We start from the raw sequence: 15,958 nt of genomic DNA on the forward strand, positions 1-15,958 counted from the left end.
ACGCGGCCCAGCCTGTCGCAGTAGATTTCATCGGCGCCGGCTGCACCGGTGCTGCCATCGGCGCCGACCACGATCGCGCTCTGGCTGCCGTGGGCGGTCGGTTTTGGATGGTGGCGCAAGCCGCGGTCGTCGTTGGCCGGGCGCCATGGCGTGGCTGCTGCAATCGCCTCGAAATGGTTGGCGTGGCCGCTGTCGCTGGCCTTGGCGATCACCGCGTCAAACTGCTCCGGTCGATCGGGCATGGTTTCGTCGAGCAGTTCCGGAATCGGGCCGAACAGCTCGGCCAGGCCTTGCTGCGCGGGCCTGGGCAGGTTGTTGACGCCGACGCTGACCACGCGCAGCACCACGTAGTGCGGGTCTTCGCCGGTCGCCAGCGGTCCCTGGGTCAAGGTGAGCCGGGTGCCGGCGCGCAGCGTGCGCACGGTCGAGCGGCCGGACCAGAGGGCGCGGCGCGCTTCCTGCGCTTCCATCTGCAGCAGTGCGTAGCGCTGGGCTTGCGCGCTGTCGGCAAAAAAATACTGGCCGGGCGTGTCGTAGCTTTCAATCCGTGGCGCGCGTTCGCCGCCGACTGCGCCCCGGGTCGGCACGCTGGCAGCGACCGCCTTCTTGGCCTTGTAGTCGTAACTGAGCACGGTGCTCAGGCCCGCGCGCAGGCTGCGGTGGGCGCGCAGCGCGGTGATGGTGTCGGACGCCTCGGCGGCGCGGGCGCCGTGGAAGCGGATGCCGGCGCCGGCGGCGCTGCTGGCGTCCTCGATCGTGGCGCTGTTGTCGGTGCTGTCGGCAAACAGCACCAGGCACTGGCCGCCTTCCGCTTCTTCAAAGCGCCAGGCCAGACCCTCTTCGGTCAGCAGGCGGGTGACGAAGTCGAGGTCCGATTCGCGGTACTGGCAGCAGTAGCTGCGGGTGCCGGCGTCGGCCATGAAGGACGCGGTCTCATCGCTCCAGCGCCACTGCGCCAGCGGTGCGTGGCCCTGAAATACCGACTCGACAATCTCGATCACGGTCTTGTCTTGCCACACGCGGCTATTGCGGACCTGGCCCAGCCGCCACAACCATGGTTGCAGGCGCAGCCGGTAGCGCGCCAGGCCACCGAAGCTGCCCAGCATGGCCGCCTGCGTGACCAGGCCGCTGAAGCGGGTGCGGCTGCCATCGGCCAGGGTCGCTTCGAGCGCAGCCTGTTTGCCGAGCAATTGCGCGAGATTGAGGGAGGCGTCGGTCGAGAGCAGAATCAGGTCGCGCTGGCCGAGTGCCTGCACGCCGTCGTCGGCCGCGAACGCCTCGACCAGCAATGCTGCGTCGGCGTCGTCGAGCCGGAGTGCATAGAGTCTGGTGTCGCTGGCAAATGGCGCCAGTGCGGCCCTCACCTGTTCGACTAACCGTGCTGCCATGTCGTTGCCCCAATCTTGTCTATTCCCAAGAGTTTATTATAAAGCAACTTTACGTCAAGTACGAATTGTCAGGTGCATCGGTTGCTGCTCATGCCCTGACCCAGCCCTCCATCAGAATGCGCGCGCTGCGGCTCATCACTGCCTTGACCACGCGCCACTGTCCATCGTGCTGCGCCGCCTCGGCGCCGACACGCAGCGTGCCCGACGGGTGGCCGAAGCGCACTGCCTCCCGTGCACCACCGCCTGCCGCCTGATTGACCAGGGTCCCCGGAATTGCAGCGGCTGCGCCGATGGCCACGGCGGCGGTACCCATCATGGCGTGGTGCAGCTTGCCCATCGACAGGGCACGCACCAGCAGGTCGATGTCGTTCGTTGCGACCTGTTTGCCGCTCGATGCCGTGTACGACGCCGGCGGCGCCACGAACGCCACCTTGGGCGTGTGCTGGCGCTGCGCCGCCTGGCCGATGTCGGACACCAGTCCCATCCGCACGGCACCGTGGACGCGGATGGTCTCGAACATGGCCAGCGCGCGCGCATCGTTGTTGATCGCGTCCTGCAATTCGGCACCGGTGTAGCCGACCGCCTGCGCTTCGATGAAGATGGTGGGGATGCCGGCATTGATCATGGTGGCGCGCAGTGTGCCCACGCCAGGCACGTCGAGCTCGTCGACCACGCGGCCGGTGGGAAACATGGCGCTGCCAGCCTGGCCGGCGCCGCTGCCCTCTTCTTCCGCTGCCGGGTCCATGAACTCGAGCACCACTTCGGCCGCCGGGAAGGTCACGCCATCGAGCTCGAAGTCGCCCAGTTCCTGCACCTGGCCGGCTGCGACCGGAATGTGGGCGACGATGGTCCTGCCGATATTGGCTTGCCAGATCCGCACCACGGCCACGCCGTCGCGCGGGATGCGCGCCTGGTCCACCAGCCCGGCGTGGATGGCGAACGCGCCCACTGCCGCCGACAGGTTGCCGCAGTTGCCGCTCCAGTCGACGAAGGGACGGTCGATGGCGACCTGGCCGAACAGGTAGTCGACATCGTGGTCCGGCTGCGTGGCCGCCGCCACGATCACGGCCTTGCTGGTGCTCGACGTACCGTTGCCCATGCCGTCGATCTGCTTGCCGTAGGGGTCGGGGCTGCCGATCACGCGCAACAGCAGCGCGTCACGGGCGGCGCCCGGACTTTGCGCGGCAGGCGGCAGGTCCTGCAGGCGGAAAAACACCCCCTTGCTGGTGCCGCCGCGCATATAGGTGGCAGGGATTCTGGTTTGCGTGTTCATCATGCGGCCTTGTACTGTTGCAGGAAATCCTGGGCAAAGCGTTGCAGCACCCCGCCCGCTTCGTAGATCGACACTTCTTCCTGGGTGTCGAGCCGGCAGATCACTGGCACTTCCACCCGCTCGCCGCTGCGGCGATGGATCACCAGCGTCAGCGTGGCGCGCGGCGTGCGTGCGCCGACCACGTCGTACGTCTCGGTGCCGTCGAGCGCCAGCGTCAGGCGGTTGACGCCAGGCGGGAATTCCAGCGGCAGCACGCCCATGCCCACCAGGTTGGTACGGTGGATGCGCTCGAAGCCTTCGGCCGCAATCGCTTCCACGCCTGCCAGGCGCACGCCCTTGGCCGCCCAGTCGCGCGACGAGCCTTGCCCGTAGTCGGCACCCGCGATCACGATCAGCGGCTGCTTGCGCGTCATATAGGTTTCAATTGCTTCCCACATGCGCGTGACCGTGCCCTCCGGTTCCACGCGCGCCAGCGAGCCGGCCACCACCTTGCCGGCAGCGTCGCGCACCATCTCGTTTTTCAGCGTGGGATTGGCAAACGTGGCGCGCTGCGCGGTCAGGTGGTCGCCGCGGTGGGTGGCGTAGGAGTTGAAGTCCTCTTCCGGCAAGCCCATTTTGGCCAGGTACTCGCCGGCCGCGCTGTCGGCCAGGATGGCGTTCGATGGCGACAGGTGGTCGGTGGTGATGTTATCGCCAAGCAGCGCCAGCGGCCGCATGCCGGTCAGCGCGCGGGCGCCGGCCAGCGCGCCTTCCCAGTATGGCGGGCGGCGAATATAGGTGGTCTGCGGGCGCCAGTCGTACAGCGGGCTGACGGTGGCGCCATCGTCGGCCGCGCGCGCAAACATCGGGATGTAGACCTGGCGGAACTGCTCGGGCTTGACGCTGGCGGCAACCACGGCGTCGATCTCGGCGTCGGATGGCCAGATGTCGGCCAGCCGGACCGGCTGGCCGCCGGCATCCACACCTAGCACGTCTTTTTCGATATCGAAGCGGATGGTGCCGGCAATCGCATACGCCACCACCAGCGGCGGCGAGGCCAGGAAGGCCTGCTTCGCATACGGGTGGATGCGGCCGTCGAAATTGCGGTTGCCCGACAGGACGGCCGTGGCATACAGGTCGCGTTCGACCACCTCCTGCTGGATCGCCGGATCGAGCGCACCGGACATGCCGTTGCACGAGGTGCACGCATACGCCACCACGCCGAAGCCGAGTTTCTCCAGCTCAGGCATCAGCCCTGCCGCCTCCAGGTACAGGGTAACGGTCTTGGAGCCGGGCGCCAGCGACGACTTGACCCAGGGCTTGCGCGCCAGGCCGCGTGCGTTGGCGTTACGGGACAGCAGGCCGGCTGCGATCATGTTGCGCGGGTTGTTGGTGTTGGTGCAGCTGGTAATGGCGGCGATGATGCAGGCGCCATCGGGCATCAGGCCCGGCTGGTTTTCCACGACGCCGCTGATGCCGCGCGCAGCCAGCTCCGACGTCGGCACCCGGCTGTGCGGATTCGACGGTCCGGCGATGTTGCGCACCACCGACGCCAGGTCGAAGGTCAGCACCCGCTCGTACTGCGCGCCGGTCAGCGCCTCGGCCCACAGGCCGGCCTGTCTGGCATAGGTTTCCACCAGCCTGACCGTGTCTTCGTCGCGCCCCGTCAGGCGCAGGTAGCGGATGGTCTGCTCGTCGATGTAGAACATGGCGGCCGTGGAGCCGTATTCGGGCGCCATGTTGGAAATCGTCGCGCGGTCGCCCAGCGTCAGGTGGGCCGCACCCTCGCCGTAAAATTCCAGGTACGACGACACCACCTTCTGCTGGCGCAAAAATTCGGTCAGCGCCAGCACGGTATCGGTGGCGGTGATGCCGGGCCCCGGCCTGCCGGTCAGCTCCACGCCGATGATGTCGGGCAGGCGCATCCACGAGGCGCGGCCCAGCATCACGCTTTCCGCTTCCAGGCCGCCGACGCCGATCGCGATCACTCCGAGCGCATCGACCATCGGCGTGTGCGAATCGGTGCCGACCAGGGTGTCGGGAAACGCCACGCCGTCCTGTACCTGGATCACCGGCGACATGCGCTCGAGATTGATCTGGTGCAGGATGCCGTTACCGGGCGGGATCACATCGACATTCTTGAACGCCTTCTTGGTCCAGTCGATGAAGTCGAAGCGGTCTTCGTTGCGGCGGTCTTCGATGGCGCGGTTCCTGGCAAATGCGTCGGGGTCGAAACCGCCGCATTCCACCGCCAGCGAATGGTCCACCACCAGTTGCGTGGGCACCACCGGATTGACCAGCGCCGGATCGCCCCCCTGCTGGGCGATGGCGTCGCGCAGGCCGGCCAGGTCCACCAGCGCGGTCTGGCCCAGGATATCGTGGCAGACCACGCGCGCCGGGAACCACGGAAAGTCGAGGTCGCGCCGGCGCTCGATCAGCTGCGACAGCGAGGCGTTCAGCGTGGCCGGCGCGCAGCGGCGCACCAGGTTCTCGGCCAGCACGCGCGAGGTGTAGGGCAGTTTTGCCCAGGCGCCCGCCTCGATCGCATCGACGGCAGCGCGCGCATCGAAGTAATCGAGCGCGGTGCCGGGCAGCGGCTTGCGGAACTGCGTGTTCATCGGACCGGTCATGATGCACGGTCCTTGAGCGGCACGAACTGCAGGTCTTCCGGTCCCACGTAGTTGGCGCTGGGGCGGATGATCTTGTTGTCGATGCGCTGCTCGATCACGTGCGCGGCCCAGCCGGACGTGCGCGAAATGACGAACAGCGGCGTGAACATCGCGGTCGGCACGCCCATCATGTGGTACGACACGGCCGAGAACCAGTCGAGATTGGGGAACATCTTCTTCACATCCCACATCACAGTTTCGAGCCGCTCGGCGATGTCGAACATCTTCATCGAGCCGCCTTCCCGCGACAGCTGGCGCGCCACTTCCTTGATCACCACGTTGCGCGGATCGGAAATCGTGTACACGGGGTGACCGAAGCCGATCACCACTTCCTTGTTGGCCACGCGGTTGCGGATATCGGCTTCCGCCTCGTCGGCATTGTCATAGCGCTTCTGGATCTCGAACGCGAACTCGTTGGCGCCGCCGTGCTTGGGACCGCGCAGCGCACCGATGGCGCCGGTGATGGCCGAGTGCATGTCGGAGCCTGTACCGGCGATCACGCGGCCGGTGAAGGTGGAGGCATTGAACTCGTGTTCGGCGTACAGGATCAGCGAGGTATGCATGGCGCGCACCCAGTGCTCGGGCGGTGTGAAGCCGTGCAGCAGGTGCAGGAAGTGGCCGCCGATCGACTCGTCGTCGGTTTCCACCTCGATGCGTTTGCCGTTATGGCTGTAGTGGTACCAGTACAGCAGCATCGAACCGAACGACGCCATCAGGCGGTCGGCGATGTCGCGCGCACCAGGCACGTTGTGGTCGTCCTTTTCCGGCAGCACGCAGCCGAGCACCGAGGCGCCGGTGCGCATCACGTCCATCGGATGGGCGGCCGCCGGCAGCGCTTCGAGCGCGGACTTGACCGCGTGCGGCAGGCCGCGCAGCGACCGCAGCTTGGCCTTGTAGCCGCGCAGTTCCCCGTCGTTGGGCAGCTTGCCATGCACGAGCAGGTAGGCGACTTCTTCGAACTCGCTGGTGGTGGCCAGGTCCAGGATGTCGTAGCCGCGGTAGTGCAGATCGTTGCCGGTCTTGCCGACCGAGCACAGCGCAGTATTGCCGGCAGCGACGCCGGACAGGGCCACCGATTTTTTCGGTTTGAAGGTGGCGCCGGCGGCGGCGCTGCTGGTGCTGGTGGTGTTGGTGGTGTCGGTCATGCTGGTCTCCTTATTTTTTCTGCGCCGCGTTTTGGGCAGCGTTTTGGGCAGCGTTTTGGGCAGCAAAGAGGGCGTCGAGCTTTTGCTCGAAGCTGTGGTAATCGATGCGCTCGTACAGTTCGGCGCGCGTCTGCATGGTGTCGAGCACGTGCTGCTGGGTGCCGTCGCGGCGGATCGCGCCGTAGACATTTTCAGCAGCCTTGTTCATGGCGCGGAAGGCCGACAGCGGATACAGCACGAGGCCCACGTCGGCGGCGCGCAGCTCGTCCACCGTAAACAGCGGGGTGGCGCCGAATTCGGTGATATTGGCCAGCACCGGCACCTTGACGGCGGCGGCGAACTGCTTGTACATGTCGAGGCTGATCATCGCTTCGGGGAAGATCATGTCGGCGCCGGCCTCCACGCAGGCCACGGCGCGGGCGATGGCCGCGTCCAGACCTTCGACTGCCAGCGCATCGGTGCGGGCCATGATCACGAACTGGTCGTCGGTGCGCGCATCGACGGCAGCGCGCACGCGGTCCACCATTTCCTGCTGCGAGACGATCTCCTTGCCGGGCCGGTGGCCGCAGCGCTTGGCGCCGACCTGGTCTTCGATATGCATGGCGGCGGCGCCGGCCTTGATCATCGACTTGACCGTGCGCGCGACATTGAAGGCCGAAGCACCGAAACCGGTATCGGCATCGACCAGCAGCGGCAGGTCGCAGACGTCGGTGATGCGGCGTATGTCGGTCAGCACGTCGTCCAGGCTGGAAATGCCGAGGTCGGGCAAGCCGAGCGAGCCGGCCGCAACGCCGCCGCCGGACAGGTAAATTGCGCGAAAACCGGCGCGCCTGGCCAGGAGCGCGTGGTTGGCATTGATGGCGCCGACGACCTGCAGCGGCGATTCTTCGTGCACGGCGCGCCGGAATGCGGCGCCTGCTGAATGGTTCATGGGGTTCCTTTCCATAGTGCGGTGAGCTTGTTTGTTCTATCGCAAACACTGTGCCAGCATGCAGAACGTGCAGAATCAAGGACTTATCGAACGATCATGGTTTCACACTTGTTTCATTTTGAAACATCGAAACGCTTGCACTACAATTGCAACATGCGCCCCGCCACTGCCACGCCTTTCGACCCCGACGACAAGCCCGTCATCTGGACGGTTTCCGTCTCGCGTCTGTCCGACGTCTTCCGCCGCATCACGCTCGAGTACGACAACCGCGCCAACATCGAGCAGATCCATCTCGGCTTTGACGACGCCGTGCGCCATATCCGCGAACGGCTGACAACCGAGCGCTGCGACGCCGTGATCGCGGCCGGCTCCAATGCTGCCTACCTGCGCAGCCGGCTGTCGGTGCCGGTGGTGACGGCGCGCTTCAGCGGCTTTGACGTGTTGCAGGCGCTGGCGCGCGCGCGGCGCGTGTCGCCGCACATCGGCATCGTCACCTACAAGGAGCGCCTGCAGGAGCTGGCCGAGTTCACCGCCACGTTTGGCATTGCCGTGGCCCAGCGCACCTATGTCACCGAAGAAGATGCGCGCGCCCAGGTCAACGACCTGAAGGCGGCCGGCGTCGAGGCCATCGTCGGCGCCGGCCGCATCACCGACCTGGCCGAGGAGGCGGGATTGACGGGGGTGTTCGTCTACTCGGCCGCTTCCGTGCGTCATGCCTTTGACGACGCGCTGGAGCTGGCGCGCCTGACCCGGCTCGAAGCAGGACCGGGACCGGGTTGGGGCCGCGGCCCGGCGGACACCGGTGCTGCAGCCAACACGCTGCGCGCGCGGCACGGCATCACCGACCTGCGCGGCGAATCGGGCGCCATGGAAGCGGTACGCCAGTCGGTGGTGCTGTACGCCAAATCGCCGGCCACGGTATTGATCGTCGGCGAGACCGGCAGCGGCAAGGAACTGGCAGCACAGGCCATCCATAACGAGGCGCCGGGCAACCGGGCGCCGGGCAACCGGGCGCCGGGCAGTCGGGGGACGGCGCGGCCGTTCGTGGCGGTCAATTGCGGCGCCATCGCCGAGTCGCTGCTCGAATCCGAACTGTTCGGCCATGAAGACGGCGCGTTCACGGGTGCCCGCCGCGGCGGCCACGCCGGCCTGTTCGAGGCGGCCCACCACGGCACCCTGTTCCTCGACGAAATCGGCGAAATGCCGCTGGCGCTGCAAACCCGTTTGCTGCGGGTGCTGGAAGAGCGGCAGGTGGTACGGGTGGGCGGCACGCGACCGATCGCCGTCGATGTGCGCATCATCAGCGCCACCCACTGCGATCTGGAACAGCGCGTGCGCGACGGCCGCTTCCGCGCAGACCTGTTCTACCGGCTGGCCGTGCTGCGCCTGGCGCTGCCGCCGCTGCGCGCGCGGTCCGGCGACGTGGCAGCGCTGGCCGAGTGGTCGCTCAAGCAGGCGCTGGCCGCGCTGGGCGCCCGCCCCCATCCCGACTTGCGCGCCGAGCTGGCCGCCTGCGCACCGCTGCTGCAAGCCTACGCGTGGCCGGGCAATGTGCGCGAGCTGCGCAACCTGGCCGAGCGCCTGGCGCTGTTCCTGGCGGCCGAGCCGCTGCAGGCGCTGACACCGGCCTTTATCGTCAGCGTCGCGCCGGAACTGGCCGGCCATGACGGAACGCCGGCAAGGGTCGCTGTAGCCAACGCCGGCCGCGCACGTCGCGCAACGGAAAGCGCTACTGAGGTGCTGGCCCGCTTCGACGGCCGGCGCGATGCCGCCGCCGATTACCTGGGCATCAGCCGCACCACGCTGTGGCGCCGGTTGCGCGCCGAACACGACGCATAGACGGTCACGCTGCAGACCTGCGGCAGTGCGCCATCACGCTGCGCACCGCCGCCGCATCGCCAACCGCCTGCTGCGCAGCCGTTACCTTGCGCCGCGTGCCGCACCCCCGCGCAGTCGTTGCCTTGCGCCGCCGGCCGCACCCTGCGCAGCCGTTACCTTGTGCCAAGTGCCGCACCCCCGCGCAGCCGCTGCCTTGCGCTGCCGGCCGCCCCCCTGCGCAGCGTTGCCTTGCGCCGCCGGCCGCACCCTGCGCAGCCGTTACCTTGCTCCGGCGGCCACACCACTGCATAGCGGTTACCTTGCGCCGCTGGCGACACCCCTGCGCAGCCGTTGCCTTGCGCTGCCGGCCGCACCCCTGCGCCAGGAGCCGCGCGCTACCGCTCGTCATGCGCTAACCACCGCTCATCCGCCAGCAGCTGCGGCGCGCCGGCCGCATCGATAACATGGCCTGACTCACTGCTACCCCATCACGCCACCACGGAGAATCGCCATGTCCTTCCCCCGCCTCGCTGCTGTCATCGCCGCCACCGCCGGCTTGCTGTTCGCGTCATCTACCCTCGCCGCTACTACTGACGCTGCTGCCGCCTTCAAGGTCGACGTCACCGGCAACCCTGCCGGCGCGCCGATGATCCTGATTCCCGGCCTGGCATCGTCGGGCGCCGTGTGGGACGGCACGGTCAAGCGCTATTGCGGCGCGCGCCGCTGTCACGTGCTGACCCTGGCCGGCTTTGCCGGCGTGCCGGCCATCGATACGCCGCTGGTGGCCACGGCCGAACAGCAGCTGAGCGACTACATCGCTGCCAACAAGCTGCAGCAGCCGGTCATCGTCGGCCACAGCCTGGGCGGCTTCCTGGCGCTGAAACTGGCGGCTGACCATCCGGACCAGGTCGGCCGCCTGGTGATCGTGGACAGCCTTCCGGCGCTTGCCGCCACCCAGATGCCCAGCATTACCGCAGCGCAGATGAAGGAAATGGCAGACAGTATCCGCACCCGCATGCTGGGGATGGACACGGCCAGCTACCAGGCCGGCCAGCTGCAAACGCTGCACACCATGATCAGCGGCGAGGACGATGTGCAGCGCGCGCTGGCGTGGGGCCGGCAGTCCGACCGCACCACGGTGGCCAATGCGATGGCCGAACTGATGGGGCAAGACCTGCGCCAGGACGTCGCCCGTATCAAGGCGCCGACGCTGGTGCTGGGCAGCTGGATCGCCTACCGGCAGTACGGCAAGAAGGAGGATTTCCAGCAGAACTACCAGGCCCAGTACCGCCAGCTGGCCGGCGTCAGAATCGAACTGGCCGACAACGCCCGCCATTTCATCATGCTCGACGACCCGGACTGGATGTATGATCGCATCGACCAATTCCTGAAATGATGCCCGAGCTTCCCGTGACCGAACGCCGCCCCCTGCCTGCCCGCCTGCACTGGTACTGGATCTTCCAGCTGGCAGGCTGGAACTTCCTGCCGCTGCTGCTCGAAGCGATGACGCCGGCCAAAGAGCGCACGCTGGCGACGCTGGCGATCGCTTACTGGGGCGTGGCGGCGGGACTGCTGATTTCCCACTGGTGGCGCGGCTTTCTCAAACGCCGGATCCAGCGGCGCCTGCGCGTGTCATGGAAAACCGTCGCCATCGCGCTGCCGCTGCTCAGCGCCGTGCACACGGCGGTGCAGTTCTCGGGCTATGTCGTCATCCAGCCATTCGGCATGGTGCATGGCGCTGCCTGGCTGCCCGGTGCGTTGCTGTTCTGGTGGGGCGTGTACTTGGTCTGGACCACCTTCTATCTGCTGGTGGCCTACCTGCGCCGCAATGCGCGGCTCGAGGCGGAAGCGCTGCAACTGCAGCTGAGCAGCCGGGAAGCCGAGCTGCGCGCCCTGCAGGCGCAGGTCAACCCGCACTTTTTCTTCAACAGCATGAACAGCGTGCGGGCGCTGGTGTACCAGGACCAGGATGCAGCAGCGCAGATGATCGATCAGCTGGCCAGCGTGATGCGCTATGCGCTGCAGTCGGGCCACCACGACACGGTGCCGCTGGCTGCAGAAATCGAGGCGGTGCAAGCCTACCTGGCCATCGAAAAAATCCGCTTCGAGGAACGGCTGCGCATCGTCATCGATATCGGTCCCGGCATGGAAGCGGTGCGCATTCCGCCGATGACGCTGCAAACGCTGGTGGAAAACGCCGTCAAATATGGGGTCGAGACCAGCGCCACCGGCAGCGATATCTGCATCCATGCGCGGCGTGACGGCCAGCTGGTCCGGATCGAAATCGCCAACCATGGCACGATTGCGCCGTTTTCCGACTCCACGCGCGTCGGCCTGACCAACACACGCCAGCGGCTGGCGTTGACGCTGGGCGCCGGCGCCCGGCTCGACCTGGCCCAGGATGGCGGCTGGGTGCGCGCGACCATGACCGTACCGGAGATGACATGATGCGGGTGCTGCTGATCGACGACGAGCGCCTGGCGCGCGCAGAACTGCGGCGCCTGCTGGCCGCCCATCCCCAGGTGGACATCGTCGGCGAGGCCGCCAACGCCGCCGAGGGCTTGCAGCAGATCGCTGCGCTGCAACCGGACCTGGTGCTGCTCGACGTGCAGATGCCCGGTGGCAGCGGCTTCGACATGCTCGCTGCGCTGGACCTCGGCGCCACGCTGCCCGACGTGATTTTCACCACCGCCTTCGACCGCTATGCCTTGCAGGCCTTCGAAGTCAATGCGCTCGACTACCTGCAAAAGCCGATCCAGCCCGCGCGCATGGCGGCAGCGCTGCAGCGTTGCGCGGCGCGCCGGTCGGCGCAGGCACTGCCCGACGCTGCCGCGCCCTCCCCCACGGCGCCGCAAAAGCTGTTCGTCAAGGATGGCGAACGGTGCTGGTTCGTCGCCCTGGACGAGATCCGCCTGTTCGAGTCCGAAGGCAATTACACGCGCCTGTATTTCGACAATGGAACCGGCGCCCAGCGGCCGCTGATGCTGCGCTCATTGAGCCAGCTCGAGGAGCGGCTCGATCCGCAGCGCTTCTTCCGCGCCAGCCGTCGCCACATCGTCAACCTCGCCTTCGTGGCACGGGCGGCGCCCAACGAGGCGGGCGGTCTCGATCTGACGCTGCGCGGCGGCGACACCGCCAGCGTGCAGGTCGAAGTATCGCGCCGCCGCGCCGCCCAGTTCCGCAGCCTGACCAACGCCTGACGCCAGGCGGCGCCCGGTGACCGTCGCGCGCGGCATGCTGCCGCATGCTTGTCCCATTACTGCCACATCATTGCCGCATCGCTGCGCCGTCGCAGCCGTCACTTCAGCGCCGGTATCGCCTGCGGCAGGTAAGGATGCACCGGCTGCGCCTTGAGTTTCTGCGCCAGCAGGCCCAGCGCCACTTCCAGCTGGCGGTCCTGGCCGGTGAAGGTGGCGTGCGGCAGGTTGTCCACTTCCACGTCCGGCGTCACGCCCACGCCCTCGATCAGCCAGTGGCCATCGGTGGTGTCGAACTGGCCGTTCTGCGCCACCCGCGCCATGCCATCGTCGCTGAGGCGGTTGTCATCGTTGAGCCAGACCCCGGCGCCGGCGGTGCGCATGCCCACCAGCGGCGCCAGGCCCAGCGCCTTGACGCCGGCGGCAAAGGTTTCGCCGTCCGAATAGGTCAGCTGGTCGATCAGCACCACCAGGTGACCGCGGAACGTGGTCTGCATATTGGGCGCCGGCTGGCTGCCTGGCGACGACCAGAAAGCCCAGGCCTTGCGCAGCAGCTTTTCGATGATCCAGCTGTCGATATTGCCGCCGTTGTTGCGGCGCACGTCGATGATCAGGCCTTCGCGGTTGACGTTGGCGTAGAAGTCGCGTGCAAACGAGGCGATGTCGCGCGCGCCCATGGCGCGCAGGTGCAGGTAGCCGATACGCCCGCCGGACGCCGCCTCCACCTGCCGTGCGCGGCTCTGTTCCCAGTCGCTGTAGCGCAGCGCCGCCTGCCGGCTCATATCGACTGGCAGCACGATCACGGGCCGGCTGCGCTTGTCCTTGCCCTGGACCTGTAACAGCACCTGCTTGCCGGCCTGATTGAGCAGCAGGTCGGCGATGTCGCGCGCCGCGCTGGCCGGTTTGCCGTTGACGGCAGTGATGGTCTCCCCTTCGGCGATGTCGACGCCGGCCTGCGCCAGCGGTCCCCGCTCGGACGGCAGTTCCGGTTCGCTGCGGTAGATGTGATCGACCCGGTAGCCGTCGGCGGTCCGGGTGAGCAGCGCGCCCAGGCCGGCCGGCGTGCCTTCGGGCGCCGAGCGGCGCAGGTCGCCGGGGCGAATCTGCGAATGCAGCGCCCCCACTTCGCTCACCATCATGCCGAGGACGTCGTTCAGTTCCGCGCGGTCGGTCACGCGTTCGACCAGCGGCGCGTATTTTTCGCGTACGGCGACCCAGTCCACGCCGCGCATCTTGGCGTCGTAGAGAAAATCGCGGTGCATGCGCCAGGCGTCGTTGAACATCTGCTTCCACTCCAGGCGCGGATTGGACGTGAAGCTCCAGTCGTCCACCTTGACCTTGGCCTTGGCGATATCGGCCGGCGCCTTGGCGCCTGCATCGACGATGACCATCTCGCCCGGGCCGCTGGCAAACGTGCGGTAGTACACGTGCTTCCTGTCCTGCGCCAGGTCGAACTCGCGCACGCCGCTGGCAAAGGTTTCCGGTTGCGGGCCGTTGGCGGCGATGGCCAGCGTTTTCAGGGTGGCTTTGCCGTCGGCAGCGTCGCTGTCGAGGAAGTACAGGCGCTTGTCGTCGATCGCCAGCGCGCGGTAGTTTCCGGGCGCCAGCGGCACTTCATAGAGCCGGTCGTGCAGGCCGGCGAACACGATGGCCGGCAACGCCTTGCCCGTATCGGGCCTGGTCCTGGCTGCCGCCTTGTCTGCCGTCTTGTCTGCCGTCTTTGTTGCCGCGCTTGCCGCCACCTTGGCTGCCACCTTTTCGGCCGCTTTTTCGGCGGCCTGCTCGACCGCCTTGTCCTCGGCGCCGGCCGCGCTCTTCTCGCCGGGCTGGCTCAGTTCATCGTCGGGCTTGAACGGGAAGCGGTTCCCCGGCTGCAGCGCCAGCGCATAGATGCCGGTGCGCTTGTCGAACACCGGCCCCATATTGCGGTCGCCCCACGGCGAACCGTTGGCCAGCGTGAAATGGCGGGCCGACAGGAAGTACAGCCATTTGCCGTCCGCTGAAAACACCGGCGCGTTCGACGTAAAGCGGTCGCTGGTAACGAAGGCGAGCTGCTTGCTGGCCAGGTTGTACAGGCCGATCTGATCGCGCTGCTCGGTGCTGGCGGCACGCACGATCGCCAGGTTCTTGCTGTCCGGCGACCAGACGATCTGTTCGTGCTTGTCCACGCCAGCCTTGCCGGCGTCGTCGATCACGACGTTGGTCCTGGTGACCAGGTCCAGCAGCCAGCAGCGGCCCTGCTTGTCGGTGTGGCCCAGCCAGCGGCCATCGGGCGACGGGTAGAGCTGCCAGCGGTGGCTGATGCCGTCGCGGGTCAGCCGTTCGCCCGGTCCCGAACCGTCGGCCGGATACTTCCAGATTTCGTTTTCGCCGCTGGTATCGACAATCGCGTACACCGAGCGCTCGTCGTGGCTGAACACGGCCTCGCGCGCCCGCGCGCCTTGCGGAATGGCGATCTCCACGCGGCGCTGGGCGCCGGTGCCGGCCAGGCTGACGCGCCCGCGCGCGGTCAGCACCAGCCGCTCGCGCGTGGCTGCCAGCTGGACATTGGTCAGCTGCTCCAGCGGCGAGCGGATCTGGCGTGCACGCTGCTGGTCGAAATCCGACACGAGGTCGATCGGCAGCGGCCGGTCGCCTGCCGTGGCCAGGTCCAGCACGTGCAGGTCGGCGCCGAGCTGGTAGACGATGCGCCCGTCCCCCAGCGCAGCGTTGCGCACGTCCCACTCCCTGTGCTGCGTGTGCTGGCGCAGGTCGGCGCCGTCGGCCGTCATCGACCAGATATTGTCGGCGCCGTCGCGGTCGCTGATGAAGTACACGCGCCCCTGCCACCACATGGGCCGTTTGCTGTTGCCCTGGTCGGACACCAGCAGCGGCGTCGCCTCCGCCTTGCCATCGACATCGTAGCGCCACAACTGGGCGCGGGCGCCGCCGCGGTAACGCTTGACGTTGTCGTTGGTGAGCGCCAGGCCGTAGCGCGTGAAGTACAAGGTCTTGCCGGCGTCGTCGAGCACGGCGTCGTTGGCGTCGGCCACCGCGAACACGCGGCGCGCCAGCGTGGCCGGCACGACGGCGGCGACGATGCGGTGCGCCGATGGCCCCTTGCTGTCCTGGGTGCTGACCAGCACCTCGCCCTGCGCCGTCCAGCCCAGCACCGTCACCGCGCCGTTCTCGAACGTGATGCGGCGCGGCAGGCCGCCGGCCAGCGGCATCACGTAGGCTTCCTGCCCGCCTTCGTACGCCCCGGTGAACGCCACCCAGCGGCCGTCGTGCGAGATGACAGCGTTGGTTTCGGCGGCCGGATGGGTGGTCAGGCGCTGGGCCGGGCCGCCGCCGATACCGGTCTTCCACAAATCGCCTTCGGCGGTGAACACCACGGCGTTGTTGCGGATGGCAGGGAAGCGATAGTAGGCCGGATCGGCATGGGCGACGGTGTGGATGGCCAGCAGGCCGGCGGACAACAGCAGGTGCGACAGGTGGGACAGTTTCATGGAGACCAGAATGAGTTGTCGGATTGAACGACGATTCTGGCACATCCTGCGTGCTTGCAGGCAAAAAATC

At 67.5% G+C, this 15,958-nt stretch carries 10 protein-coding genes; 4 read left to right on the forward strand and 6 right to left on the reverse strand.

Annotated elements, in window-relative coordinates; genetic code table 11:
- From ASF61_RS03625 to prpB, 5 genes are all read right to left on the reverse strand, one after another.
- Positions 1-1,388, reverse strand: a 1,388-nt coding sequence (locus ASF61_RS03625) for a type VI secretion system Vgr family protein (RefSeq protein WP_156369441.1), incomplete at its 3' end; no start/stop codon positions are given.
- Between the two features lie 88 nt (positions 1,389-1,476).
- Positions 1,477-2,664 (reverse strand): 2-methylaconitate cis-trans isomerase PrpF, encoded by a 1,188-nt coding sequence (gene prpF, locus ASF61_RS03630; RefSeq protein WP_056151279.1) that lies wholly within the window; start codon positions 2,662-2,664, stop codon positions 1,477-1,479.
- Entirely contained in the window at positions 2,661-5,258 is a 2,598-nt protein-coding gene (gene acnD / locus ASF61_RS03635) for a Fe/S-dependent 2-methylisocitrate dehydratase AcnD (RefSeq protein ID WP_056151507.1), read from the reverse strand. The genes prpF and acnD overlap by 4 nt, the downstream gene beginning before the upstream one ends.
- Before the next feature lie 8 nt (positions 5,259-5,266).
- Positions 5,267-6,454: a 2-methylcitrate synthase gene (prpC, locus tag ASF61_RS03640; RefSeq protein WP_056151281.1), complete on the reverse strand. Its 1,188-nt coding sequence runs from the start codon at positions 6,452-6,454 to the stop codon at positions 5,267-5,269.
- A gap of 10 nt (positions 6,455-6,464) precedes the next feature.
- The gene (prpB, locus tag ASF61_RS03645; protein WP_056151283.1) at positions 6,465-7,385 is read right to left on the reverse strand and encodes a methylisocitrate lyase; all 921 of its coding nucleotides are present in this window, start codon (positions 7,383-7,385) and stop codon (positions 6,465-6,467) included.
- Positions 7,386-7,538: 153 nt separating this feature from the next.
- Here prpB and prpR point away from each other — a divergent pair, with 153 nt between their 5' ends.
- The 4 genes from prpR (at position 7,539) to ASF61_RS03665 (ending at position 12,403) form a co-directional block, all read left to right on the forward strand.
- On the forward strand, positions 7,539-9,224 hold the full coding sequence (gene prpR / locus ASF61_RS03650; protein ID WP_056151285.1) for a propionate catabolism operon regulatory protein PrpR: 1,686 nt from the start codon (positions 7,539-7,541) through the stop codon (positions 9,222-9,224).
- 490 nt (positions 9,225-9,714) lie between these two features.
- The gene (locus ASF61_RS03655) at positions 9,715-10,599 is read left to right on the forward strand and encodes an alpha/beta fold hydrolase (RefSeq protein ID WP_056151287.1); all 885 of its coding nucleotides are present in this window, start codon (positions 9,715-9,717) and stop codon (positions 10,597-10,599) included.
- Positions 10,600-10,613: 14 nt separating this feature from the next.
- Positions 10,614-11,651, forward strand: coding sequence for a sensor histidine kinase (locus ASF61_RS03660; RefSeq protein ID WP_056151509.1), 1,038 nt, complete (start codon positions 10,614-10,616; stop codon positions 11,649-11,651).
- Complete coding sequence (locus tag ASF61_RS03665; RefSeq protein ID WP_229205699.1) at positions 11,648-12,403, forward strand: LytTR family DNA-binding domain-containing protein; 756 nt, start codon at positions 11,648-11,650, stop codon at positions 12,401-12,403. Before ASF61_RS03660 ends, ASF61_RS03665 begins: the two co-directional genes overlap by 4 nt.
- A 98-nt stretch (positions 12,404-12,501) precedes the next feature.
- On the opposite strand, the gene ASF61_RS03670 is transcribed toward ASF61_RS03665, so the two are convergent.
- Entirely contained in the window at positions 12,502-15,888 is a 3,387-nt protein-coding gene (locus ASF61_RS03670) for a S41 family peptidase (protein ID WP_056151289.1), read from the reverse strand.
- Positions 15,889-15,958 lie beyond the last annotated feature (70 nt).

The organism is Duganella sp. Leaf126 (genome assembly GCF_001423125.1).
Taxonomy (GTDB): domain Bacteria; phylum Pseudomonadota; class Gammaproteobacteria; order Burkholderiales; family Burkholderiaceae_D; genus Rugamonas.

Coding starts and splice junctions, on each gene's coding strand:
- prpR (WP_056151285.1), top strand. CDS start 7,539: ATGCGCCCCGCCACTGCCACGCCTTTCGACCCCGACGACAAGCCCGTC.
- acnD (WP_056151507.1), bottom strand. CDS start 5,258: ATGAACACGCAGTTCCGCAAGCCGCTGCCCGGCACCGCGCTCGATTAC.
- ASF61_RS03670 (WP_056151289.1), bottom strand. CDS start 15,888: ATGAAACTGTCCCACCTGTCGCACCTGCTGTTGTCCGCCGGCCTGCTG.
- prpF (WP_056151279.1), bottom strand. CDS start 2,664: ATGATGAACACGCAAACCAGAATCCCTGCCACCTATATGCGCGGCGGC.
- prpB (WP_056151283.1), bottom strand. CDS start 7,385: ATGAACCATTCAGCAGGCGCCGCATTCCGGCGCGCCGTGCACGAAGAA.
- prpC (WP_056151281.1), bottom strand. CDS start 6,454: ATGACCGACACCACCAACACCACCAGCACCAGCAGCGCCGCCGCCGGC.
- ASF61_RS03665 (WP_229205699.1), top strand. CDS start 11,648: ATGATGCGGGTGCTGCTGATCGACGACGAGCGCCTGGCGCGCGCAGAA.
- ASF61_RS03655 (WP_056151287.1), top strand. CDS start 9,715: ATGTCCTTCCCCCGCCTCGCTGCTGTCATCGCCGCCACCGCCGGCTTG.